The following is a 23,059-nucleotide window of genomic DNA, read 5'->3' on the forward strand; positions in this document are numbered from 1 at the left end:
GCGGTCTGCCCATATCATCCCTCCACCTGTCATGCAGGCAGGGAATCACAGATCAAGCCACAGGGGTATCCTGAATCTGGAAAGCCGCAAAACGCTCTATACCGGCCAACGGCGTAGCGATGTCGTGCGCATGGGACGCCAGCACGTTCGCAAGGATATTTTAGCCATCACCCAGCAGAAGACCGGGCAGGCTGTCCATATCCCGTTACATCCGGATTTGAAGGCGCTGCTTGACAGGCTACCCCTCGATAACCTGTCGTTTCTGATGACCGCGCAGGGGAAGCCGTTCACAGCGCCAGGCTTCACCAACTGGTTCAAGGATATGACGCGTGAAGCCGGGCTGCCCAAGACGCTTTCACCGCATGGGCTGCGCAAAGCGACCTGTCGCCGACTCGCAGAAGCAGGCTGCAGCGCACACGAAATCATGGCCATATCGGGCCATCGATCACTGGCAGAGGTGACGCGCTACACCGTCGCCGCCAGTAGGAAAGACCTCGCAGCGCGGGCAATGCTTGCGCTTGGGAAAAGAGACGACGAAACTGCAACTGTCAAACCCGCCGAAGTGGGTTGACAATTAGTCTCGCAAGCGACTGATAATCAACAGAATTTTTAGGCATATGGCGGAGCGAGAGGGATTCGAACCCTCGAGACGGTTCCCCGCCTACACACTTTCCAGGCGTGCGCCTTCGACCACTCGGCCACCGCTCCGTAGCGCGGGTCTAGCCCGGTGGACGGCGCGGTGCAAGTGGGTCACAGCTTGGAAACGCGCTTTTGCAACTCGGCCAGCTGGCGACGGATCTCGGCCATGTCGCGGGCGTCGTCGGGGGGTGTCGCGGCACTCTCCGCCTCATCAGGCTGCGGACCCAAGGCGCCTGCGGGCCATCCGCCCATCATCGCCTTGAGAAACATCTGCTGCTGGCGCTGCAGCGCGTCAAAGCCCGGCATCTTGGCCATCGGATTGGGCATCGAGGCCATGTTCTCCATCAGCTTGGACTGACCCTCGCGCAGCATCTCGAAGCTGGCGGCCAGAAACTGGGGCACGACGGATTGCGCATTCGTGGTGTAGCTGCGCACCAGGTCGGTCAGCACGTCCAGCGGCAGCACGCTTTCGCCGCGGCTTTCGTGTTCGGCGATGATTTGCAGTAGATACTGCCGCGTCAGGTCGTCACCGGACTTGAGATCCACGATGCGAACCTCTCGGCCGTCGCGGATGAAGCGCGCGATATCCTCGAGCGTCACATAATCGCTGGTCTCGGTATTGTAGAGGCGGCGGCTGGCATAACGCTTGATCAGCAGCGGCGCAGTCGATGCGGCCATCTTGGGGTCCTTGAATGCCTGGTGACCCATGATGAAAGCTGCACCTGCAAAACGCAAAGGAAAAAACCCGGCGCCTCAATGCACAAGGGGGCAGCCGAAGCTGCCCCCAAGAGATCGGTCGTGATAAGGCGATCACTTTTCGGCGGCAGCCGTGGTGGCCTTCTTGACGGCGGCCTGGGTGTCGCGGGTCGCCTTTTCGGCAACCTTCTGCGCATCCGAGGCCATGTCCTTGCCAGCGGTCAGCATCAGATCGACCGTGTCCATCTGGACCTTCTTGGCGACTTCCGCATAGGCGGCCATGTGCTCGGCTGCCATTTCAGCTGCGGCCGAGGCGAAATCGCTCATGGCCTTGGCGTATTCGGACGGGTCCTGCTTGACCGCAGCCAGCTCACCCATGCGCGAGATCGAGTCCTGCGCCCAGCGGGCCGAAATCTCGGTCGAACGCTCGGCGGCGCTCAGCGCGACGCGGGCCAGCTTTTCGCCCATGACGTTCTGCGACTTCATGGCGTCCTGCATCGAGCTGGTGTCGATCGGGAAGTTGGCCATCATGTCCTGCATGGTCTTGGCGAAATCGGGGGTCTTAGCCATATCGTTCACTCCTATCAGTGCAGCGACCGAGAGACGATGGGAACGGGTCGCTGCTCTCCATTCCATGCAGCCAATATGAATGCTGCACCGCAGCATTTCAAGATATTTTTCTGCGATGCAGCATAATTTCTGCGCCCTGCCGCCAGTTCCCCGCCGGCAGGGCGCCGTGACATCAGCCTGCCCGTTCGTGGACATAGCGGCCGGGCGCAGGCTCCAGCCCGTCGCCCGGATCGCGGGCATCCACCATCGGCCCGGCGCGTTCGGCCAGCCAGGCGCCCCAGGTCGGCCACCAGCTGGAGGGCTGGAACGCGGCCGCGTCGCGCCATTCCTGATGCCCCTGGGCAAAGCCGTGATCGCTGAGGTAATGGCCGTATTTCTGACGCGTGGGCGGGTTCACGATGCCCGCGACATGGCCCGATTGCGACAGGATGAAGGTCTTGTCCGCCGACCCCATCTGCGCCACACCCCGCCAGCAGTCCTTCCAGGGGGCGATGTGATCGGCCTCGCAGGCCACCGCGCAGAGCGGCACCGTGACGTCGGACAGATGCAAGCGGTGGCCCAGCACCTCAAACCCGTCGGTGGCGAAGGCGTTCTTCTGGCACAGCCCACGCAGATACTGCATCGCCATGCGCCCCGGCAGGTTGGTGCTGTCTCCGTTCCAGAACAGCAGATCGAACGCGGGCGGCGTCTCGCCCAGCATATAGCTGCGGATGGCGGGTCCCCAGACCAGATCATTGGCGCGCAGAAAGCTCATGGTGCGCGACATCAGCTGCGCGCGCAGCAACCCGTGGCGCTGGACCTCGGCGTCGATGCCGCCGACGAAATCGTCCTGCAGAAAGCTGGTGAACTCTCCCTGATCCGAAAAGTCAGTCAGCGTGGTGAACAGCGTGGCCGAGTTCACCCGCTTGTCGCCGCGCTGTTTCAGCAGCGCCAGCACCAGCGACAGCGTGGTCCCCGCGATGCAATAGCCGACGGTGTTCAGGCGGCTCTGACCGGTCTGCGCCAGCACCTGATCCATCGCGTCCAGATAGGCCTCGGCGTAATCCTCCATGCCGGTGTCCGACATGGCGGCATCGGGGTTCTTCCAGCTGACCACGAACAGGGTGTGGCCCTGATCGACCAGCCAGCGGATCAGGCTGTTCTGGGGTTTCAGATCCAGAATGTAGAACTTGTTGATCCAGGGCGGAAAGATCAGCAGCGGCAGGGCATGGGCCTTGGGCGTGCTGGGGGCATACTGGATCACCTCGAACAGAGGCGCGCGATAGACGACGGTGCCGGGCGCGGTGCCGATATTCTCGCCCACGGTAAAGGCGCGGCGGTCGGCCAGCGACACGATCATCTCTCCGCCATGACTCTCCACGTCACGGACCAGGTTCTCCAGCCCCTTGACCAGGCTCTCGCCCTCGGTCTGGACGGCCTTTTCCAGCGCGTCCGGGTTGGTCGCCAGGAAATTGGTGGGTGCCATCATGTCGATGATCTGCGCGGTCATCCAGTCGACGCGGCGGCGCGCGACCTCATCGGGCAGCTCCAGGCTGTCGGACGCCTCCTTGAGCGCGCGGGCATTGGTCAGGTACTGCCGCTTGATCAGGTTGAAATAGGGGTGGTTCTGCCACAGCGGGTTTGCGAACCGCTTGTCCGACGGGCCGTCATCGGGCGGCGCAACCAGATGGCCGGTCGCCAGCGCCTGCTGGGCGCGGGCATAGTTGGACAGCGTCTGCCCCCAGAACGAGACCTGCGTCTCGATCATCTTGGCGGGATGTTCGGACAGCGTCTTCAGAAAGGCGTTGGCAGCGGTCAGGTACAGGTCCGGCCCCGGCCCCTCGACCCCGGGATTGGGCAGGCTGCGATCGGCCAGGGCCGACATCAGGCGGTGGCCCAGGGTCTCGATCCGCTCGATGTTCTCGGCCAGCTTACGGGCGGGCGGCGGGCTTTCGGACGCGCGCGCCGGGTTGGCGGCATCGGGACCGGCCGATTTGGGCGCAGACCCGGCCTCGGGCGCGGGGGGGGCTGCGGCTTTCGGCTTGCGCGCCACCTTCGGCTTGGCGTTGTCGTCGGGTGTCGCGCTGACCTTCGGCTTGGCGGCGGGCCGGGATCTGGTGGCGGCCTTGGGCTTTGCGGGCGATGCCGTCTTGGCCTCGGACGTCACGACCGCCGGTTCGGCATCCTGCGCCGCTGCCGTGCGGCTGGCGCGCGGCTTTCCGGTTGTTGCCGATTTCGCGCGCGATTTCGCAACATTTTTACCTGTCGCCCCCGGCTGTCTTGCCATGATCCGTAATCCCCCCTAGGAATGACCCATGATAGGCGCAGGGCAGGCAAGGCGTAAACCCGGCTTCTGACCCCGTTCCGGCCCGCCGACCACGCGACTATCATGTGCCGCAGTGCAGCAATTGGTGGAAAACATGCCGGTCAAGGGTATTCGGGGCATCGTGTCCTATGACGCGATGGAGACGATTCGGAACACGAACGAATGGATGGGCGCGACCGCGCGGGCAATCGGGTCCTACCCGGCCTTCGCCCTTGTTCCGCATCCGGGGTTCCGCATGCTGGGGGCCTGGGGCCGCATGACGGAACGCAGTTTCGCCCGCATGGTGATTAAGCCCGATTGGGAGATCCCCCCCATCGCCGGAGAGGACGGGCAGGACCACGTCGTCTATGTCGAACCCGTCATGCGCCGCCCGTTCGGCGACCTGATCCATTTCCGCGTCGCCCGCCGCGACCCCCTGCCCCGCAAGGTGCTGCTGGTGGCGCCCATGTCGGGCCATTACGCGACGCTGATGCGCTCGACCGTGACGTCTTTGCTGAACGATTGCGAGCTGTACGTGACCGACTGGCACAACGCCCGCGACATCCCTGTCAGCGCGGGCAAGTTCGACGTCGAAGATTACACCCGCTATCTGGTGGACTTCATCCGCCACCTGGGCCCGGACGTGAACGTCATTGCGGTCTGCCAGCCTGCGCCGCTGGCCCTGGCCGCGACCGCCATCCTGGCCGAGGATGACCCGGCCGCCCAGCCCCGCACCCTGACCCTGATCGGCGGCCCGGTCGATCCCGACGCCGCCGCGACCGAGGTCACCGATTTCGGCAACCGCATCACCATGGGAGAGCTGGAGCATCTGGCAATCCAGTCGGTGGGCTTCAAGTATCGCGGCGCGGGCCGGATGGTCTATCCGGGGCTTGCACAGCTGTCGTCCTTCATCACGATGAACATGGAGACGCATACCCGCGCCTTCATCGAACAGCTCTATGCCGAGGCCCGTGGTACCGCCAGCGAGGGCGACAAGCACAACAAGTTCTATGACGAATACCTGGCGGTCATGGACATGACGGCCGAGTTCTACCTGTCCACGGTAGAACGCATCTTCAAGAACCTGGAGATCGCCAAGAACCGCTTCAGCGTCGACGGTCGGCCCGTCGACATCGGCAAGATCACCGAGGTCGCCGTGATGACGGTCGAGGGGGCGAATGACGACATCTCTGCCCCTGGCCAATGCGTCGCGGCGCTGGACCTGTGCACGGGCGTGCCGCAATCCAAAAAGGTGCAGCACCTGGAACCCGGCGCGGGCCATTACGGCATCTTTGCGGGCAAGTCCTGGCGCCTCAACATCCGCCCGATGGTGCTGGATTTCATCGACGAGAACGCCGCCCTGCCCGACAGCATCAAGCCGCGGCGCAAGCGCAAGGTCGGCGGCGCCGCTGCCGATTGCGGCGTGAACGATGCGCCCCATTCGGACAACGTGGCGGTCTGAACCCGCCCGCGCCGGGCGCCGGGGAACCTGTCCCGGCGCAGGCTTGTTATGATCCCGAAGGCCGCCTGATGCGGCGCGAAAGGATCACCGATGACCGACCACAATCACCAGTTCTGGAGCCGTCTGGACGACATCAACAGCGGGATGCTGGGCGTGACCAGCGATCCGCGCCTGGTCCCCATGTCGCATTACGCCGACCGCAAGACGGGCGTGCTGTGGTTCATCACCGCCAAGGGCACCGATCTGGCCAACAGCGTGGCGCAGGGCGCGCAGCCCGCGATCCACGTCGTCAGCGATGGCGGTCAGGGCCTTTATGCCCGCATCCACGGTCAGCTGTCGCTGTCCGACAACGCCGCCAAGCTGGACGAGCTGTGGAACGCCGTCGCCTCCAGCTGGTTCGAGGATGGCCGCCAAGACCCCGACGTCCAGTTGCTGCGCCTTGACCTGACCGAGGCCGAGGTCTGGGCGACCGGCGGCAAGGTGTCGTTCCTGTACCAGATCGCGAAATCCAAGATCACCGGCGACAAGCCCGACATGGGCGACCATTACAGCCTGACGTTCTGAACCACGTCCTCGATGGTCGACACGATCATCGAGAGACAGGCGGGCGACGAGAACCGGTGATCGGCCCCCTTCACCAGGGTCAGCCGGATATCGCCGCCCGATGCATGGTCCAGCAGATCATGCGCCCAGCTGACCGGAACATCCGCATCCGCGGTGCCCTGCAGCATCCTGACCGGGAATGGCAGCGCCAGCGGCCGGTCCAGCACCAGCCGCTGGCGCCCGTCCTCGATCAGGCGCAGCGTCGTCAGGATCAGGGGCGCGCCGTATTCGCTCGGCAGGGCGACCTGCCCCTCGCCGTTAAGCTCTGCCCGCTGCTCCTCCGAAAACCCAGCCCAGAACCCACGCTCGGTAAAGTCGGGCGCGGCGGCAATGGTCACCAGACCTGCCACGCGTTCCGGGTGGTCCCGCGCGATCAGCAGGCTGATCCACCCGCCCATCGACGACCCGACCAGCACCTGCGGCCCGTCCGTCAACGCCGCGATGGCCGCCTGTGCGTCCGCGGCCCAATCGCCGATGCAGCCCTCCTCGAACGCGCCGCCGCTTTCGCCATGCCCGGAATAGTCGAACCGCAGAAAGGCGCGCCCCTGCGATGCCGCCCAATCGCGCAGGTGCAGCGCCTTGGACCCCTGCATGTCGGACCGGAACCCGCCCAGAAACACCACGCCCGGGCCCTGCCCGTCCAGCCGCTCATAGGCGATGCGCCGTCCCACATCCGTGGTCAGAAAATCCGTCATTCGCTTACCTCGTCCAATCCCCATGCGACCCAGGCTCCGATCGCCGATGCCACGGCAAAGGCCGCGACCGCCCAAGCGGCGCCCAGCACCGCCAGCCCGGCGGATGCCGCACCCGCCACCAGCAGCACGATCCCCACAACCAGGTTCGACACCGCCGTATAGGCCGCGCGCTGATCCTCGGGGGCCATGTCGACCAGATAGGTGGTCCGCCCCTGCCTGACCCCGTGATAGGCGATCATCAACCCGAACAGAACCACCGCAATGGCTCCCGTTGCCTGCGCCAGCCCCATCGCAGCCAGCACCAGCGCCAGCGCCAGCGCCACGGCCCCCGCCACCCCCGACCAGATCAGCACCCGCCGGGCCGAGCGGTCCGACATCCGCCCCCAGACCCAGGACGACAGCAGCGACGCCAACGCCGAAGCCAGCACCAGGAGGCCCAGCTGCTGATCCCCCTCGCCGGCGGCCGCCAGCACCAGCAGATAGGGCGGCGCCAGCGCCGAGCCGACCAGCAGAGAGCGCGCGACGATGAACCGCGCCAGCTGCCCGTCCTCGCGCACCAGCCTCAGCTGCACCAGGGATTGCGACAGGCTCAGGACCTCCTCGCGCGGCTGCGCCTCCTCGTCCAGCGTCGCAAAGACCGCGCCGGCCGCGATCCAGACCACCCCCGCCAGCGCCACCGCGCCAATGACCAGCACTGCCCGGTCCAGCGGCTGCCACAGCAGCAGGCCCGCAAAGACGATCACTCCGGCCGCGCCCACGCTGCTGGCGAAACCGGTGGCCGCGCCGCGGCGCGACTTGCCCACGGTCTTGCCCAGCACGTCCTTGTAGCTGGCCGAACAGACCGACCGCGCCAGCGCCAGCACCGCCAGCGCCGCGACGATCGCGACCCCCGCCGCAGCCCCCTGCATCGTCAGCGCGATCGCGGCGATGGTCAGCGCCGCCAGTCCCTGCACCACGCTGCCCACCGCCCAGGCCCATTTTCGCCGCGGCAACGCCCCGATGGCGCCCGCGGTGAACAGCTGCGGCAGCAGCGATCCGGCCTCGCGCACCGGGACCAGCAGGCCGATCACGCCCGCCCCCGCGCCCAGATGGGTCAGCAGCCAGGACAGCACCAGTTTCGCATCGACCAGCCCGTCGCCCAGCTTGGACGCCGCCAGGGACATGATATGGCGCAGGAAATTGCGCGGCTCGACCTGGCTCTGGGCGTCGGACAGGCCGCCGTCGCTGGTGGGGTCCTCGACCAGACGCTCGAACAGCTGGTCCTCGAAATCGCTGTGGTGGCTCATGCTGGCTTCCCGTGTGTTGCCGTAATCTTGACTAATCGGGCGGGCACGTCCATGCCTGCCCGACCATAACCCGCAACCGGGCGTTCCGTGGGCGCCAAACCGACGAGGAGGACAGCATGTCCCAGATCACCCTTACCTTTCCCGATGGCAATGCGCGCGAATACCCCGCCGGCGTGACCGCCGCCGAGGTCGCCGAGAGCATCGCGCCCAGCCTTGCGAAACGCGCGATTTCCGCCAGCCTGGACGGCACCCATATCGACCTGGCATGGCCGATCACGGCCAGCGGTCAGATCGCCATCCATTCGATGAAGGACGAGGCGCAGGCGCTGGAGCTGATCCGCCACGATTTCGCCCATGTCATGGCCCGCGCGGTCCAGGCGATCTGGCCCGACGTCAAGGTCACCATCGGCCCGATCCGTGATCACGGCTGGTTCTATGATTTCGACCGGGCGGAACCCTTCACCCCCGACGATCTGGGCGCGATCGAGGCCAAGATGAAGGAGATCATCAACGCCCGCGACCCCGTCCGCACCGAGATCTGGGACCGCGACCGCGCCATCGCCCATTACAAGGCGGCGAACGAGCCCTTCAAGCTGGAGCTGATCGACCGCATCCCCGAGGGACAGGACCTGCGCATGTACTGGCACGGCGACTGGCAGGACCTGTGCCGCGGCCCGCATCTGCAGAACACCGGGCAGCTGCCCGCCGATGCCTTCAAGCTGACCCATATCGCCGGGGCCTATTGGCTGGGCGATGCGACGCGGCCCATGCTGCAGCGCATCTATGGCGTGGCCTTCCGCAACCGCGACGACCTCAAGGCGCATATGACCATGCTGGAGGAGGCCGCCAAGCGCGACCACCGCAAGCTGGGCCGCGAGATGGACCTGTTCCACATGCAGGAGGAGGCGCCGGGACAGATCTTCTGGCACCCGAACGGCTGGAACATCTATACCACGCTTCAGGATTACATGCGCCGCAAGCAGCGCGCCGACGGCTATGTCGAGGTCAACACCCCGCAGGTCGTCAGCCGGAAATTGTGGGAGGAATCAGGGCACTGGGAGAACTATCAAGAAAACATGTTCATCGTCGAGGTCGATGAGGAGCATGCCAAGACCAAGACGATCAACGCCCTGAAGCCAATGAATTGCCCGTGTCACGTGCAGATCTTCAACCATGGCCTGAAATCCTATCGCGACCTGCCGCTGCGCATGGCCGAGTTCGGGTCCTGCAACCGCTATGAGCCCTCAGGCGCGCTGCACGGCATCATGCGGGTGCGCGGGTTCACCCAGGACGACGCCCACATCTTCTGCACCGAGGACCAGATCGAGGCCGAGACCAAGAAGTTCATCGACTTCCTGGCCGGGATCTATGCCAACCTGGGCTTTGACGGCTGGCGGATCAAGCTGTCCACCCGCCCTGAAAAGCGCATCGGGACCGAGGAAAGCTGGGACCGGGCCGAGGCCGCCCTTGGGAACGCCTGCAAGGCCGCAGGTCACGACTATACGATTTTCCCCGGTGAGGGCGCGTTTTACGGGCCAAAGCTGGAATTCGTGCTGACCGACGCGATCGGGCGCGACTGGCAATGCGGCACGCTGCAGGTGGACCCCAACCTGCCTGAACGTCTGGACGCGGAATATGTTGGCCCCGACGGGGCCAAGCACCGGCCCATCATGCTGCACCGCGCCGTCCTGGGCAGCTTTGAGCGTTTTATCGGCATCCTGATCGAGAACAGCGCGGGTAAGCTGCCCTTCTGGCTGGCCCCGCGCCAGGTGGTCGTGGCCTCGATCGTGTCGGATGCCGACGACTATGTGCACCAGGTCGTGGCCGCCCTGCGCGCCAAGGGCATCCGCGCGGAGGCTGACATCCGCAACGAAAAGATCAACTACAAGGTCCGCGAACATTCGGTCGGCCGCGTCCCCGCGATCCTGGCCATCGGCATGAAGGAGGTCGAGGATCGCACCGTCTCTCTGCGCCGTCTGGACGCACAGGGCAGCCGCACCGTGTCCTTGGATCAGGTCGTAGCCGACCTGGCGCTTGAGGCCACGCCCCCGGACCTGCGCTGACCCCTGCCTGCGTCAAATGCGGCCCCCAGGGGCCGCGTTTGATGCTTGCCTTTTGCAACGATTCGGGCATCCTCTCAGTCGCGTGAGCAAAGACTTTCTACCGCCTCCCTCTTGGGCAGCCGGAAGACCGAAAGCGGGCTGCACGACCTGGCGCAATCCTGCGTCGGGATGACTTGAAGGAGAGAACGGTTATGGCAACCGGAACGGTTAAATGGTTCAACGCGACCAAAGGTTTTGGCTTCATCGCGCCCGATGATGGCGGCAAGGACGTGTTCGTGCACATCTCCGCCGTGGAGCGTGCGGGCCTGACCGGCCTGCAGGACAACCAGAAAGTCGAATTCGACCTGCAGTCGGGCCGCGACGGCCGCGCCTCGGCCGCCGATCTGAAACTGCTCTGATCCGCCCGCGCGCGTGATCCGGACGGCCCGTTCGCGCGGGCCGTTTTTTGTTGGACAACAGGCAGGGCGCAGGGATGAACCTGGCGGAACATGTGCTGCGGGCGGGGCTGGATGTCCCGGATGGCCAGGCCCTGGTCGTCATGGGTCATGACGACGCCCAGGTCTGGTCGCATGCCGAACTGCGCCGCGCGGTTCTGGGCACCGCCACGGGCCTGCTGCGTGCAGGCCTGCGCCCGGGTGACCGGTTGCTGATGCGGCTGGCGAACCGTCCGGCCTTTCCGATCGCCTATCTGGGTGCCATCGCCGCAGGCGTGGTCCCGGTGCCGACCTCGGCCCAGCTGACCGCGCCCGAGATCACCCGCATCGCCGCGCGCATCGCACCGGCGGTCATCGTGGCGGGCGCGGGCGTGCCCCTGCCCGACCATCCCGCACCCGTCCTGACCGAGGCCGATCTGGACGGCTTTGCCACGATGCCGCCCGCGGAGTTTGCCCAGGGTGCCGCGGACCGGCTGGCCTATATCGTCTTCACCTCGGGCAGTTCCGGTCAGCCGCGGGCGGTCATGCACGCCCATCGCGCGATCCTGGCGCGGCAGGCCATGATGCAGGGCTGGTACGGGCTGCGCCCCGACGACAGGCTGCTGCATGCGGGGGCGTTCAACTGGACCTTTACCCTGGGCACCGGGCTGCTGGACCCCTGGACCCTGGGCGCCACCGCCCTGATCCCGGCCCCTGGCACGCCCATCGAACAGATCCCGGCGCTGGCCGCCCGCCACGGCGCCACCATCCTGGCCGGGGCGCCCGGCATCTTTCGCCGCCTGCTGCGCGCCGACTGGCCGCCCATCGCCACCCTGCGCCATGCCCTGGCCGCCGGGGAACGGCTGGACCCCGCCCTGCGCGCCGCATGGACCGCCCGCACCGGCACCGACATCCACGAGGCGATGGGCGCGTCCGAGATCTCGACCTTCCTGTCAGGCAGCCCCGACCGCCCGGCGCCGCCCGGCACTGCCGGATATCCGCAGCCGGGCCGCCATGTCGCGGTCCTGGACACCGACGGCCCCGGCCAGCCCGGGCCGCTGGCGGTGCGGGCCGATGATCCGGGGCTGTTCCTGGGCTATCTGGACGATCCGGCGGCCACCCAGGCCTGCTTTCGCGACGGCTGGTTCCTGACCGGCGATCTGGCCCAGGCCGCCCCCGATGGCGCCGTCACCCTGCTGGGCCGTGCCGATGACATCATGAACGCCGGCGGCTTTCGCGTTGCCCCGCCCGAGATCGAGGATCACCTGTCCACCCATCCCGATGCGGGCGACGTGGCGGTGGCGGAACTGCCCATCGCGCCGGGCGTCAGCATCGTCGCGGCCTTCTGGACCGGCCCCGCGACGCCCGAGCAGATGCAGGCTCTGGCCCAGGACGGCCTGGCCCGCTACAAGCAGCCGCGCGCGTGGATCCCGTTGGACGCGCTGCCGCGCACGCCTACCGGCAAGATCAACCGCCGCGCCCTGCGCGCGGCGCATCGCAAGGACCTGGAATGACCCGCCTGGACATCTTCGCCGATCCCGTCTGCCCCTGGTGCCTGATCGGCAAGGTCGAGCTGGACCGCGCGCTGGAAAGCCGCCCCGACCATCCCTTTGCCATCACCTGGCACCCGTTCCGCCTGAACCCCACCATGCCGCCCCAGGGCATGGACCGCGTGGCCCATCTGCGCGCCAAGCTGGGCGACCGTGCCGCCGACGCCGCCAGCGCCCTGGCCGAACGCGCCGCGGCCCTGGGTCTGACGCTGAACCCTTCGCCGCGCGAACCCGACACGACCGATGCCCACCGCCTGATGCACTGGGCCGGGCTGGAGGGCGCGCAGACCCGCGTGATGTCGGCCCTGCTGCGCGCCCATTGGCAAGAGGCCGAGGACATCAGCGACCATGCCGTGCTGGCCCGCATCGCCAAGGGTGCCGGCATGGACCCCGCGCTGGCCACCCGCCTGCTGGCCTCGGATGCCGATCGCGACGAGGTCGCGGAGCGCGAAGCGCATGCCCGCGGGCGGGGCATCACCTCGGTCCCGACCTTCATCGTGGCCGATGCCCATGCCGTCAGCGGTGCGCAGCCTGCGACGCTGTGGCAGCAGGTCATCGACGAGATCATGGCTGCCTCCCGCCCCCATTGACTTGCAGACTCTGCAAATCACGCCTATCTGGGGGGTCAGAACCGATTGGTGATCCCCATGTCCGACCTTGCCCACCCGGCGACTGCGCAGGCCCGCCGCCTGCCCTTGCCCGAATTCATCGCGATGCTGGCGTTCCTGTTTGCCACGATCGCGTTTTCGATCGACGCAATGCTGCCCGCGCTGCCCGACATCGCGGCCGACCTGACCCCCGACAACGTCAATCGCGCCCAGCTGATCCTGACCACCTTCGTGGCCGGGATGGGGCTGGGCACGCTGTTCGCGGGCCCCATCTCGGACGCGCTCGGCCGCAAGCGGACGATCACCATCGGCTTTGGCATCTATATCGCCGCGACCGTCGCCGCGCTCTATGCCAATTCGCTGGAGTTCCTGCTGATCGCCCGCTTCGTGCAGGGCCTGGGCGCCGCAGCCCCCCGCATCGTGGGCCTGGCTCTGGTCCGCGACCTCTATGAGGGCCGCGAGATGGCGCGCATCAGCAGCTTCGTGATGATGATCTTCATCATGATCCCCGCCGTGGCGCCGACGCTTGGGGCGGGGATCATCGCGATCTCGGACTGGCACGGGGTGTTTCTGGCCTTCATCGTTTTCGCCGTCGTGGGGGCACTCTGGCTGAACATCCGCCAGGCCGAGACGCTGCCCCCCGCCGCCCGCCGCCCCCTGCGCGTCGGCACGCTCTATGCCGCCGCCCGCGAGGTGCTCACCGACCGCCAGGTGATGCTGACCACGCTGATCCTGACCCTGGGCTTCGGTCAGATGTTCGGCCTGCTGTCCTCGGCCCAGCAGCTCTTCGGCGAGACCTATGGCAAGGGAGAGAACTTCCACCTCTGGTTCGCCGCAATGGCGCTGCTGTCGGGGTCGGGCACCATCCTGAACGCGACCTTCGTGATGCGGTTCGGCATGCGGCGGATCGCGAAATGGGCCTACATCATGCAGACCGTGGTGTCCGGCGTGGCGCTGGTGCTGATCCTCAGCGGCGTGCTGCCCGATGCGCTGCAATTCCCGCTGTTCTTCTTCTGGGCGGTCAGCGTGTTCTTCATGGCGGGGGTCACCTTCGGCAACCTGAACGCGCTGGCGCTGCAGCGCATGGGCCATATCGCGGGCATGGTGGCCTCGATCGTGGCGGCCATCTCGACGCTGGCGGCGGTGATGATCGCGGCGCCGGTCGGTCTGCTCTATGACGGGACCGCGATCCCGGCGATCACGGCGACGCTGATCTGCTCGGCGCTGGCGTGGGTCCTGATGCGCCGCCTGACGGACTGACGCCCGCGCCGACAGGGCCACGCCGCGGGGGGTCCGGGGGGCGCGAAGCCCCCCGGCCGTCGCGGGACGCAGATCAGGCGGCGACGCCCTCGGGCGCCCGCGCCCCGGTCATGTAGGACACCGCATCCGACATCGAATGCTCCTTGGGGTCGATGACGCACAGCCGCTTGCCAAGACGGTGGATGTGGATGCGGTCGGCCACCTCGAAGACATGCGGCATGTTGTGGCTGATCAGCACGATGGGAATGCCCCGCGACCGCACATCCTGGATCAGGTCCAGCACGCGGCGGCTTTCCTTGACGCCCAAAGCGGCGGTCGGCTCGTCCAGGATGATCACCCGGCTGCCGAATGCCGCCGCGCGGGCCACGGCCACGCCCTGGCGCTGACCGCCCGACAGGGTCTCGACCGGCTGGCTGATGTTCTGGATGGTCATCAGCCCCAGCTCGGTCAGCTTGGCGCGGGCGAAATCGTCCATCGCCTGCTTGTCCAGCATGCCCAGCCACTTGCCCATGAAGCCCGGCTTCCTGATCTCGCGGCCCATGAACATGTTGTCCGAGATCGACAGGGCGGGCGACAAGGCCAGCGTCTGATAGACCGTCTCGATCCCCATCTTGCGGGCATCCAGCGTGCTGTCAAAGCTGACCGGCTTGCCGTCCAGGCGGATCTCTCCCTCATCGGGCTTGACCGCGCCGGAAATGGCCTTGATCAGGCTGGACTTGCCGGCGCCGTTGTCGCCGATGACGGCCAGAATCTCGCCGGGGTACAGGTCGAAATCGGCATGGTCCATGGCGGTCACGCGGCCATAGCGCTTGACCAGGTTGCGCGCGGACAAAAGCGGTTCGGTCATGACGACACCTTTCTGATCCATTGGTCGACGGCGACGGCAAAGATGATCAGCCAGCCGGTCGCGAACAGCTGCCACAGCACATCCACCCCCGCCAGCCGCAGGCCGGAATTGAACACGCCCACGATCAGCGCCCCGATCAGCGGCCCCAGGATCGACCCGCGCCCCCCGAACAGAGAGATGCCGCCGATGACCACCGCCGTGATCGATTCCAGATTGGCCTCGAAGAAAGAGGTCGGGCTGATCGAGCCCACCCGCCCGATCGAGGACCAAGCCGCCAGGCCGCAGATCAGGCCCGCCACGACATAGACCGACAGCAGCACGCGCTTGGTCTGGATGCCCGCCAGGGCCGCCGATTCCGGATCGTCGCCCACCGCATAGACGCGCCGACCCCAGGCCGTCTTGTACAGCGCGTAATACAGCACCGCGAACACGACCAGCATCAGCACGACCCCATAGGTCAGCACAGCGCCGCCGATCTCGAGCCGGGTGCCAAAGAATTTCAGCAGCGGCGCCTCGGCATCCAGGGTCTGGCTGCGGATCGTCTCGCGGCCCGACAGGTAATAGTTCAGCGCCAGGAACACGTTCCATGTGCCAAGCGTGGTGATGAAGGGCGGCAGCTTCAGCCGCGTGACCAGGAACCCGTTCAGCGCCCCGGTGGCCGCCCCGCAGGCCAGGCCCACGAAGATGGCGATGGGCACGGGCACGCCGAAATTGATGGCCAGCTGGCCCATCACGACCGAGATCAGCACCATGACGGCACCGACCGACAGATCGATCCCCGCGGTCAGGATCACCAGCGACTGCGCCGCCGCCAGCGTGCCCACCACCGCCACCTGCTGCAGCACCAGCGACAGGTTGAAGGCCGAGAAGAAGTTCGGAGAGATCAGCCCGAAGGCGATCAGCGACAGGACCAGCACGATGACCGGAACCATGGTGGGATACTGGTGCAGGAAATGCTGCACCCGGTCCAGCGTGCTGCGATGACGGTGGTCGAACTGGGCGACCGTATCGCTGGCATTGCGCGGGACCACGGGATCGGGGGTGTCGGACATCGGACTCTCCGTGGGTATGGCAAAGGGCACGATGGCGGGATGTCCCGCCATCGGCCGTTCAGCATGGGGCAGGTGGGGGCATCAGCCCCAGCAGCGCTCCAGCCCTTCGGCGACGCTGATCGATTCGACGCCCTCGGCCGGGCTGTCGGTGACCAGGTTCACGCCGGTATTGGTGAAATCCAGGCCCTCGGTGGTCTCGGGCTTGGTGCCGTCGGCGGCGAATGCCGCGATCGCCTCGATGCCCATGGACGCCATCAGCAGCGGGTATTGCTGCGCGGTGGCACCGATCACGCCCTCCTGGACGTTCTGCACGCCCGGGCAGCCGCCATCGACGGACACGATCATCACGTTCTCTTCCATGCCAAAGGATTTCAGCGCCTCATAGGCACCGGCGGCGGCGGGTTCGTTGATCGTATAGACCAGGTTGATACCGGAATCGCGCTGCAGCAGGGCCTCCATCGCCTGACGGCCGCCCTCCTCGTTGCCCGAGGTGACGTCATGGCCGACAATGCGGGCATCGTCCTCGTCGCCGATGACGTTCTCGTCCTTCACGTCGATGCCAAAGCCCGCTAGGAAGCCCTGGTCGCGCAGCACGTCCACGGACGGCGCGCTGGCCGACAGGTCCAGCATGGCGATCTTGGCGTCGGCCGCCGCGTCGCCCATCTGGGCCGCGGCCCATGCGCCGATCAGGCGGCCGGCCTCGCGGTTGTCGGTGGCGAAGGTCGCGTCAGCCGCGTCGATCGGGTCCAGCGGCGTGTCCAGCGCGATGACCAGGATGCCGGCCTCACGCGCCTGGCCCAGGGAATCGGTGATGGCCTTGGTGTCGGAGGCGGCGATCAGGATGCCCTTGACGCCCGCCGCGATGCAGCTTTCAACAGCCTGCTGCTGGGTTTCGTGGTCGCCATCGATCTTGCCGGCAAAGGTCATCAGCTCGATGCCCAGTTCATTGGCCTTGGCGGTGGCGCCTTCCTTCATCTTCACGAAGAACGGGTTGATGTCCGTCTTGGTGATCAGGCAGGCCTTGGTGGCCTCTTGGGCCTGGGCGAACCCTGCGGACAGGGCAAGGGCGGACACCGCGACGGATGCGCGGAAAACGGTCTTGATGGTCACTTTACTAACTCCTCCAGCACGACGGTTCCTCGGCCGTCTTGCATTCACAAAGCACCAGAAGAATCGACTTGTCAATAAATCAATCATGTTGATTAATGCATTTCAGGAGGACGGACCCATGCCCCTTGATCGTGACGGCCCCGGCGCGCTCAGCCGGAACGAACGGCTGATCCTGTCGCTGATCCGCAAGCGGGGGCCGATGCCGCGTGCCGCGCTGGTCCAGCTGATGGACCTGTCGGCCCAGTCCATCACGAACCTGACGCGCAAGCTAATGCAGGCGGGCTATCTGGATGCGGGCGCGGTGGTGCGCGGCAAGGTCGGCCAGCCCTCGACGCCCCTGGCGCTGGCGCCGGACGGGGCGCTGTTCCTGGGCCTCAAGATCGGGCGCAGGCTGGCGGAACTGGCGCTGGTCGATTTCGCGGGCCGGGTCCGCATGCACCGCCAGGAGGTCCACAGCCACCCCCGCCCCGACCGCGTGATGGCCTTTGCCCGCCAGGGGCTGGAGACGATGCTGGCCACACTGTCGCCCGCCGAACGCGCCCGCATCACCGGGCTGGGCATCGCCACGCCCTATCGCCTGTGGGACTGGGGCCATGAGATGTCCGACTGGCTGGACCTGGACCTGCGCCACGAACTGGCGCGCGGCCTGCCCTTTCCGGTGTTTCTGGACAATGACGGCACGACCGCCTGCGGGGCCGAGCTGATCTTTGGCCGCAACGACCTGCCGCGTGATTTCATCCATATCTACATCGCGCATTTCGCGGGGGGCGGCATCGTGCTGGACGGAGCGCTGCGCCACGGGCCGACCCGCAATGCCGGGGCGCTCGGCTCTATGCCCATCCCCTCGGTCGGTCCGGGGGGCGGGCAGCTGCTGGACCAGGCCTCGGTCTCGGCGCTGGAGACGCGGATCGGGCGGTCGCTGCCGCCCGACGATTCGGGATGGGACGTGCCCCCCGCGGTCGAGGCGGACTGGGCCGATCAGGCGGGCCGCGCCCTGGCCTTCGCGGCGATGTCGGCGGTGGCGCTGGTCGATCTGCCGCTGGTGGTGATCGACGGCGCGGTGCCGCCCGCGACCCGCGCCCGCCTGGCGCAGGCCATGCGCGGCGCGCTGCAGGCGATGCCCGCCGCGGGCATCGACCGCCCGCAAGTGATCGAGGGCACATTGGGCCGCAGCGCCCGCATTCTGGGGGCCGCGGGCCTGCCCTTGTCGCATTTCTTCCAGCCCGACGGAGCGCTGGACTAGGGCGATTGCGGTTGACACCGGGGCCTGCGCGTCTATACGGCACGCTTCGTTGGTGTTGGTGGACCCCGCAAGGGGAACCCTGTCAGGCCACGGTTCGCAAGAGCCTTGGCCAGAGGACAACGCCCTTCGCAACCTGTTGAAGGAGATCAGCCGTGACCAAACGCACGTCTGCCAAGTACAAGCTCGACCGCCGCATGGGCGAGAACATCTGGGGCCGCGCCAAGTCGCCCGTCAACCGTCGTGAATACGGCCCCGGCCAGCACGGCCAGCGCCGCAAGAACAAGCTGTCGGACTTCGGCACCCAGCTGCGCGCCAAGCAGAAGCTCAAGGGCTACTATGGCGACCTGACCGAAAAGCAGTTCCGCCGCATCTATGCCGAAGCCGAGCGGATCCGCGGCGACACCGGCGAGAACCTGGTGGGCCTGCTGGAGCGTCGCCTGGACGCGATCGTGTATCGCGCCAAGTTCGTGGCGACCATCTGGGCCGCCCGCCAGTTCGTCAACCACGGCCACATCCAGGTCAACGGTCAGCGCGTGAACATCGCGTCCTACCGCGTCAAGGAAGGCGATGTCATCTCGATCCGCGAGCGCTCGCGCCAGCTGGCCATCGTGCTGGAAGCCGTCGCCCTGACCGAGCGTGACGTCCCGGATTACCTGGAAGTCGACCACAACAAGATGACCGCGACCTTCGTGCGCACCCCGGCTCTGGGCGACATTCCCTATGCCGTGCAGATGGAACCGAACCTGGTCGTCGAATTCTACGCCAAGAACTGATCGCCGCCGGGACCTGTGCCCGAAGCGACATCACAGGGGGGCCGCATCTTCGGATGCGGCCCTTTTGCGTCCCGCCACGGCGGGGGGCAAGCCCCCCGCACTCCCCGGCGTCGCGCGGGCCGGATGGCGGCGCGGCGGTTTGGGGGCTTTTCTAACGCCGATGGCGCGACTAGACGGGGTTCGACACAAGGATGGACCCCATGACCCAGACACCCGTGCAGCCCGGCATCATGGACATCGCGCTCTACGTCAGCGGCGAAAGCACGCTGGCGGGCCGCGCCGACGTGCTGAAGCTGTCGTCGAACGAGAACCCGCTTGGCCCCAGCCCCGCAGCGCAAGAGGCGTTCCGCCGCGCGGCGGGCGATCTGCACCGCTATCCGGCGACGGACCACGCGGGCCTGCGCACAGCCATCGGGCAGGTGCACGGCCTGGACCCCGACCGCATCATCTGCGGCGTGGGATCGGACGAGGTGCTGCAATTCGTCGTCCAGGCCTTTGCCGGTCCGGGGGATGAGGTGATCACCACCCAGCACGGCTTTTCCATGTATCCGATCCTGGCGCGCATGGTCGGCGCCACCCCGGTCACCGTGCCGGAGGATACCCGCCGCGTCGATGTGGACGCGATTCTAGCGGCGGTCACCGAGCGCACGCGGGTCGTGTTCATCGCCAACCCCGCCAACCCCACCGGCACCATGCTGGGCGCGGACCAGCTGCAACGGCTGATCGACGGGCTGCCGCCGCAGGTGCTGTTCGTCCATGACGGGGCCTATACGGAATTCGCGGAGGGGTTCGACGGCGGCGCGTCGCTGGTCGACCGGCATCCGAACGTGATCATGACGCGCACCTTTTCCAAGGCCTACGGGCTGGGGGGGCTGCGCGTGGGCTGGGGCTATGCCGCGCGGGAGGTCATCGACGTGCTGAACCGCATCCGCCAGCCCTTCAACCTCTCCGACGCCCAGATGGACGCGGCCCGCGCCGCCGTGTTGGACCGCGATTTCACCACCCGCTGCATCGACCTGAACGCGCAGATGCGCGACCGGATGCGGCAATCGCTGATCCAGATGGGCATCGGCTGCGACGAAAGCCACGCCAATTTCGTGCTGGCCCGGTTCGACGGCCCCGACACCGCCGCTGCCGCCGATGCGGCGCTGCGGGCGGACGGCATCCTGGTGCGGCGCGTGGGCGGATACGGCCTGCCCGAGGCGCTGCGCATCACCGTCGGCGATGAGGATGCCGTGACGCGGGTGCTGGATTGCCTGGGACGGTTCATGCAGGGGCGCGCGCAATGACGCAGGTCTATGACAAGGTCGCGCTGATCGGCCTGGGCCTGATCGCGGGGTCTATGGCCCATGCGATGCGGGAGGGCGGCCTGGCGGGCCGCATCACCGGCTATGCCCGCAGCGCCGAGACCCGCGACACCGCGCGCGAGATTGGTCTGTGCGAGGTCTGCGACACCGCCGCACTGGCCGTGGACGGTGCCGATCTGGTCGTGCTGGCCGTGCCCGTCGGCGCCATGGCCGACGTCATGGCCGAGATCGCGCCCCACCTGGCCCCCGGGGCCACGATCACCGATGTCGGCTCTGTCAAGCAGTCAGTGATCGACGCGGTCGCCCCCAGCCTGCCCGCCGGCGTGCATTTCATCCCCGGCCATCCGCTGGCCGGGACCGAACATTCCGGGCCGCGCGCGGGTTTTGCCAGCCTGTTCCGCAATCGCTGGTGGCTGCTGACGCCGCTGCCCGACACCGACCCGGACGCGCTGGCCCGCCTGGACCGGCTGATCACCGCGATGGGTGCCAAGACCGACCGGATGGACGCCGCCCATCACGACCTGGTCCTGGCCGTGACCAGCCATGCGCCGCATCTGATCGCCTATACGATGGTCGGGGTGGCCGACCACCTGCGCCGGGTGTCCGGCGAGGAGGTGATCCAGTATTCCGCCGCCGGTTTCCGCGATTTCACCCGGATCGCGGCCAGCGACCCGACCATGTGGCGCGACGTGTTCCTGCATAACAAGGAGGCGACGCTGGACATCCTGGGCCGCTTTACCGAGGAGCTGTTCGTGCTGCAGCGCGCCATCCGCATGGGCGACGGCCAGCAGCTGCACGACTATTTCACCCGGACCCGCGCGATCCGTCGCGGCATCATCGAGGCCGGTCAGGACACCGAGGCGCCCGATTTCGGCCGCACCCCCGGCGCCCGGCCCGCAGGCTAGATCGCGGGCGCGGGTCCGATCGGCACCCCGCCCAGGATCAGCTGGCCGTTGCGCATGATGATGGGCAGGCGCAGCTCTCCCTCCGCGGGGCCGGGGAAATCGGGGCCGGGCAGCGTGTCGTCCAGATCGGCGCGCGACAGCTGCGACAGGCCCGCGCGCAGGAGCAGTTGGCCCTGCGGCGGGATCAGGCCCAGCCCCACCGCCATTCCGATCATCGCATCCGCATCGGCGGAATAGAGCGCGACCTGACCCTCGGCCCGGCCCTGGGCGTCGCGGGACAGGCGGCCGATGATGCGCAGGCCGATCTGGCCCGCCTGCAGGGCCAGCCCCTCGGTCTGCCAGCCGACGATCTGGGGCACCTGATCGCCTGTGACCGAGGGCGTGCCGTCCAGCCAGATCCGCACAGGTCCCTGCGCGCCCACCGGCCCTGGCAGCGGCCCGGGATCCAGCCCCAAACGCGCCAGACCCCCGACATCCAGCCCCTCCAGCGACAGATCGACCCCATAGGCCGCGCGTGCCGGGCGCGGCGCATCGGCGCCCAACGGCACCATCCGCGCCTGCACCGACAGCGCATCCGCCAGCGGCTGCCCGTCCAGCGTCACGTCCTGCGCCTGCAGGTCCAGCCGGTCGGGCGCCATGCGGTTCAGCGGCGCCAGCGACAGGCTGGCCACCGGGGCCGACAGGCCCAGCTGCATCACCTGGCCGCCCTGCATCACCTGCGCCTGATCGGGCAGGTCCAGCTGCGCGGTCAGCGGCGCCAGGGGCGACAGCCAGGCGCGCATCCAGGGCAGCGCGACCCCAAAGGCCGGGTCGCTGAAGCGCAGATCCGTCAGCGCGACCCCGATCTGGCGCGGATCGCGCAGCGCCGTGACCGAGGCCGCCTCCAGCGCCGGGTCGGTGGCGACCCATGCCGCCACCCGGTCGCGGGCCAGCGTCTCGACCCCCAGCCAGCCGCCCACCACGATTGCCGCCACCAGCCCCGTTCCGATTACCGCGCCGCGCATGTCCGTGTTGCCCTTTTTTCCGACCCCGTGTCGTCCTACCTTGTGCCCCGAAAGGATGGACAATGGAACGCATCGATTGGGTCTTTGGCTATGGATCGCTGATCTGGGACCCGGGCTTTGATCCGCAGGAGGCCGTGCGCGCCGATCTGGCCGGCTATGCCCGCAGCTTCTGCCTGCGATCCATCCAGCATCGCGGCACCGAGGCCCTGCCGGGGCTGGTCCTGGGCCTGGACCCGCAGGAGGGCGCGCTGTGCCGGGGTCTGGCGCTGCGCATCCGGCCCCGCGATCATGACCGCGTTCTGGCCGACCTGCGCGCGCGCGAGCTGGTCACCGATGCCTATCGCGAGGCGATCCTGCCTTTGGCGCTGGAGGACGGGCGGCAGGTGCGCGCGCTGGCCTATGTGATGCGGCGCGATCATTGGCAGTATGCGGGCGGTCTGGACGCGCAGGAACAGGCGCGCATCATCGCAGCCGCCCATGGCGGTCGCGGCCCGAATGCCGACTACCTGTTCAACACCGCAACCCATCTGGCCCAGATCGGGATGCCCGACGACCACCTGGATGCCCTGTCTCGCGCCGTGCGCGCGCTGATGCCGCCCGCCGGTTAACCCCAGCCTTCGGAACGCTTGGCAAGTGCGGCGACCCGCCCTACAGTCGGGCAAAAGCATCGACGGGACGGGGATTTACCG

At 67.4% G+C, this 23,059-nt stretch carries 23 protein-coding genes and 1 tRNA gene; 14 read left to right on the top strand and 10 right to left on the bottom strand.

Features of this window, described 5'->3' with window-relative positions; translation table 11 throughout:
* Positions 1–571 (top strand): tyrosine-type recombinase/integrase (locus ABS73_RS00740; RefSeq protein WP_286693376.1); only part of this gene is annotated, 571 nt, incomplete at its 5' end.
* 47 nt (positions 572–618) lie between these two features.
* Here the strand turns inward: ABS73_RS00740 and ABS73_RS00745 are convergent.
* The 4 genes from ABS73_RS00745 to phaC all read right to left on the bottom strand — a co-directional run bounded on the left by ABS73_RS00745 (position 619) and on the right by phaC (position 3,937).
* Positions 619–708, bottom strand: a tRNA-Ser gene (locus ABS73_RS00745).
* Between the two features lie 42 nt (positions 709–750).
* Positions 751–1,317 carry a polyhydroxyalkanoate synthesis repressor PhaR gene (gene phaR / locus ABS73_RS00750; protein WP_277022672.1) on the bottom strand — a complete coding sequence of 189 codons (567 nt, stop codon included), beginning with the start codon at positions 1,315–1,317 and terminating at the stop codon, positions 751–753.
* Between the two features lie 132 nt (positions 1,318–1,449).
* Positions 1,450–1,905, bottom strand: coding sequence for a Phasin (locus tag ABS73_RS00755; protein ID WP_136857304.1), 456 nt, complete (start codon positions 1,903–1,905; stop codon positions 1,450–1,452).
* Positions 1,906–2,077: 172 nt separating this feature from the next.
* Complete coding sequence (gene phaC, locus ABS73_RS00760; RefSeq protein ID WP_502686043.1) at positions 2,078–3,937, bottom strand: class I poly(R)-hydroxyalkanoic acid synthase; 1,860 nt, start codon at positions 3,935–3,937, stop codon at positions 2,078–2,080.
* Here phaC and ABS73_RS00765 point away from each other — a divergent pair.
* From ABS73_RS00765 to ABS73_RS00775, 3 genes are all read left to right on the top strand, one after another.
* Positions 3,927–4,190 (top strand): hypothetical protein, encoded by a 264-nt coding sequence (locus ABS73_RS00765; protein WP_286693377.1) that lies wholly within the window; start codon positions 3,927–3,929, stop codon positions 4,188–4,190. The genes phaC and ABS73_RS00765 overlap by 11 nt on opposite strands.
* Positions 4,191–4,319: 129 nt before the next feature.
* Positions 4,320–5,651: a polyhydroxyalkanoate depolymerase gene (gene phaZ, locus ABS73_RS00770; RefSeq protein ID WP_277022684.1), complete on the top strand. Its 1,332-nt coding sequence runs from the start codon at positions 4,320–4,322 to the stop codon at positions 5,649–5,651.
* A gap of 90 nt (positions 5,652–5,741) precedes the next feature.
* The gene (locus ABS73_RS00775; RefSeq protein WP_277022669.1) at positions 5,742–6,215 is read left to right on the top strand and encodes a pyridoxamine 5'-phosphate oxidase family protein; all 474 of its coding nucleotides are present in this window, start codon (positions 5,742–5,744) and stop codon (positions 6,213–6,215) included.
* On the opposite strand, the gene ABS73_RS00780 is transcribed toward ABS73_RS00775, so the two are convergent.
* Positions 6,197–6,949, bottom strand: a complete 753-nt coding sequence (locus tag ABS73_RS00780) for an alpha/beta hydrolase (protein ID WP_277022666.1) — start codon at positions 6,947–6,949, stop codon at positions 6,197–6,199. The genes ABS73_RS00775 and ABS73_RS00780 overlap by 19 nt on opposite strands.
* Positions 6,946–8,235: an MFS transporter gene (locus ABS73_RS00785; RefSeq protein ID WP_277022662.1), complete on the bottom strand. Its 1,290-nt coding sequence runs from the start codon at positions 8,233–8,235 to the stop codon at positions 6,946–6,948. Before ABS73_RS00785 ends, ABS73_RS00780 begins: the two co-directional genes overlap by 4 nt.
* 116 nt (positions 8,236–8,351) lie before the next feature.
* Between ABS73_RS00785 and thrS the strand changes: the two genes are divergently transcribed.
* The 5 genes from thrS to ABS73_RS00810 all read left to right on the top strand — a co-directional run bounded on the left by thrS (position 8,352) and on the right by ABS73_RS00810 (position 14,129).
* The gene (gene thrS / locus ABS73_RS00790; RefSeq protein WP_277022659.1) at positions 8,352–10,298 is read left to right on the top strand and encodes a threonine--tRNA ligase; all 1,947 of its coding nucleotides are present in this window, start codon (positions 8,352–8,354) and stop codon (positions 10,296–10,298) included.
* A gap of 191 nt (positions 10,299–10,489) precedes the next feature.
* A complete protein-coding gene (locus ABS73_RS00795) occupies positions 10,490–10,696 on the top strand; it encodes a cold-shock protein (RefSeq protein WP_136857298.1) in 207 nt (68 codons plus the stop codon).
* A gap of 74 nt (positions 10,697–10,770) precedes the next feature.
* A complete protein-coding gene (locus ABS73_RS00800; protein ID WP_277022655.1) occupies positions 10,771–12,225 on the top strand; it encodes a class I adenylate-forming enzyme family protein in 1,455 nt (484 codons plus the stop codon).
* Positions 12,222–12,851, top strand: coding sequence for a DsbA family oxidoreductase (locus ABS73_RS00805; RefSeq protein ID WP_277022652.1), 630 nt, complete (start codon positions 12,222–12,224; stop codon positions 12,849–12,851). Before ABS73_RS00800 ends, ABS73_RS00805 begins: the two co-directional genes overlap by 4 nt.
* A 57-nt stretch (positions 12,852–12,908) precedes the next feature.
* Complete coding sequence (locus ABS73_RS00810; RefSeq protein WP_277022649.1) at positions 12,909–14,129, top strand: multidrug effflux MFS transporter; 1,221 nt, start codon at positions 12,909–12,911, stop codon at positions 14,127–14,129.
* 73 nt (positions 14,130–14,202) lie between these two features.
* On the opposite strand, the gene ABS73_RS00815 is transcribed toward ABS73_RS00810, so the two are convergent.
* From ABS73_RS00815 to ABS73_RS00825, 3 genes are all read right to left on the bottom strand, one after another.
* Positions 14,203–14,976: an ATP-binding cassette domain-containing protein gene (locus ABS73_RS00815; RefSeq protein WP_277022646.1), complete on the bottom strand. Its 774-nt coding sequence runs from the start codon at positions 14,974–14,976 to the stop codon at positions 14,203–14,205.
* Complete coding sequence (locus ABS73_RS00820; protein ID WP_277022643.1) at positions 14,973–16,028, bottom strand: ABC transporter permease; 1,056 nt, start codon at positions 16,026–16,028, stop codon at positions 14,973–14,975. Before ABS73_RS00820 ends, ABS73_RS00815 begins: the two co-directional genes overlap by 4 nt.
* Before the next feature lie 81 nt (positions 16,029–16,109).
* Positions 16,110–17,132, bottom strand: coding sequence for a sugar ABC transporter substrate-binding protein (locus ABS73_RS00825; RefSeq protein WP_409779437.1), 1,023 nt, complete (start codon positions 17,130–17,132; stop codon positions 16,110–16,112).
* A 124-nt stretch (positions 17,133–17,256) separates the two neighbouring features.
* On the opposite strand from ABS73_RS00825, the gene ABS73_RS00830 reads away from it, so the two are divergent.
* The 4 genes from ABS73_RS00830 to ABS73_RS00845 all read left to right on the top strand — a co-directional run bounded on the left by ABS73_RS00830 (position 17,257) and on the right by ABS73_RS00845 (position 21,366).
* Positions 17,257–18,381 carry an ROK family transcriptional regulator gene (locus tag ABS73_RS00830; RefSeq protein ID WP_277022637.1) on the top strand — a complete coding sequence of 375 codons (1,125 nt, stop codon included), beginning with the start codon at positions 17,257–17,259 and terminating at the stop codon, positions 18,379–18,381.
* Positions 18,382–18,533: 152 nt separating this feature from the next.
* Positions 18,534–19,154, top strand: coding sequence for a 30S ribosomal protein S4 (rpsD, locus tag ABS73_RS00835; protein WP_136857291.1), 621 nt, complete (start codon positions 18,534–18,536; stop codon positions 19,152–19,154).
* Between the two features lie 200 nt (positions 19,155–19,354).
* The gene (hisC, locus tag ABS73_RS00840) at positions 19,355–20,443 is read left to right on the top strand and encodes a histidinol-phosphate transaminase (RefSeq protein ID WP_277022633.1); all 1,089 of its coding nucleotides are present in this window, start codon (positions 19,355–19,357) and stop codon (positions 20,441–20,443) included.
* On the top strand, positions 20,440–21,366 hold the full coding sequence (locus tag ABS73_RS00845; protein ID WP_277022630.1) for a prephenate/arogenate dehydrogenase family protein: 927 nt from the start codon (positions 20,440–20,442) through the stop codon (positions 21,364–21,366). The genes hisC and ABS73_RS00845 overlap by 4 nt, the downstream gene beginning before the upstream one ends.
* On the opposite strand, the gene ABS73_RS00850 is transcribed toward ABS73_RS00845, so the two are convergent.
* Complete coding sequence (locus ABS73_RS00850) at positions 21,363–22,370, bottom strand: DUF2125 domain-containing protein (RefSeq protein WP_277022626.1); 1,008 nt, start codon at positions 22,368–22,370, stop codon at positions 21,363–21,365. The two genes, ABS73_RS00845 and ABS73_RS00850, sit on opposite strands and share 4 nt — an antisense overlap.
* A 62-nt stretch (positions 22,371–22,432) precedes the next feature.
* On the opposite strand from ABS73_RS00850, the gene ABS73_RS00855 reads away from it, so the two are divergent.
* Entirely contained in the window at positions 22,433–22,978 is a 546-nt protein-coding gene (locus ABS73_RS00855) for a gamma-glutamylcyclotransferase (protein ID WP_277022624.1), read from the top strand.
* Positions 22,979–23,059 lie beyond the last annotated feature (81 nt).

It is taken from the genome of Paracoccus sp. SCN 68-21 (assembly GCF_001724535.1).
Lineage (GTDB): Bacteria > Pseudomonadota > Alphaproteobacteria > Rhodobacterales > Rhodobacteraceae > Paracoccus > Paracoccus hibiscisoli.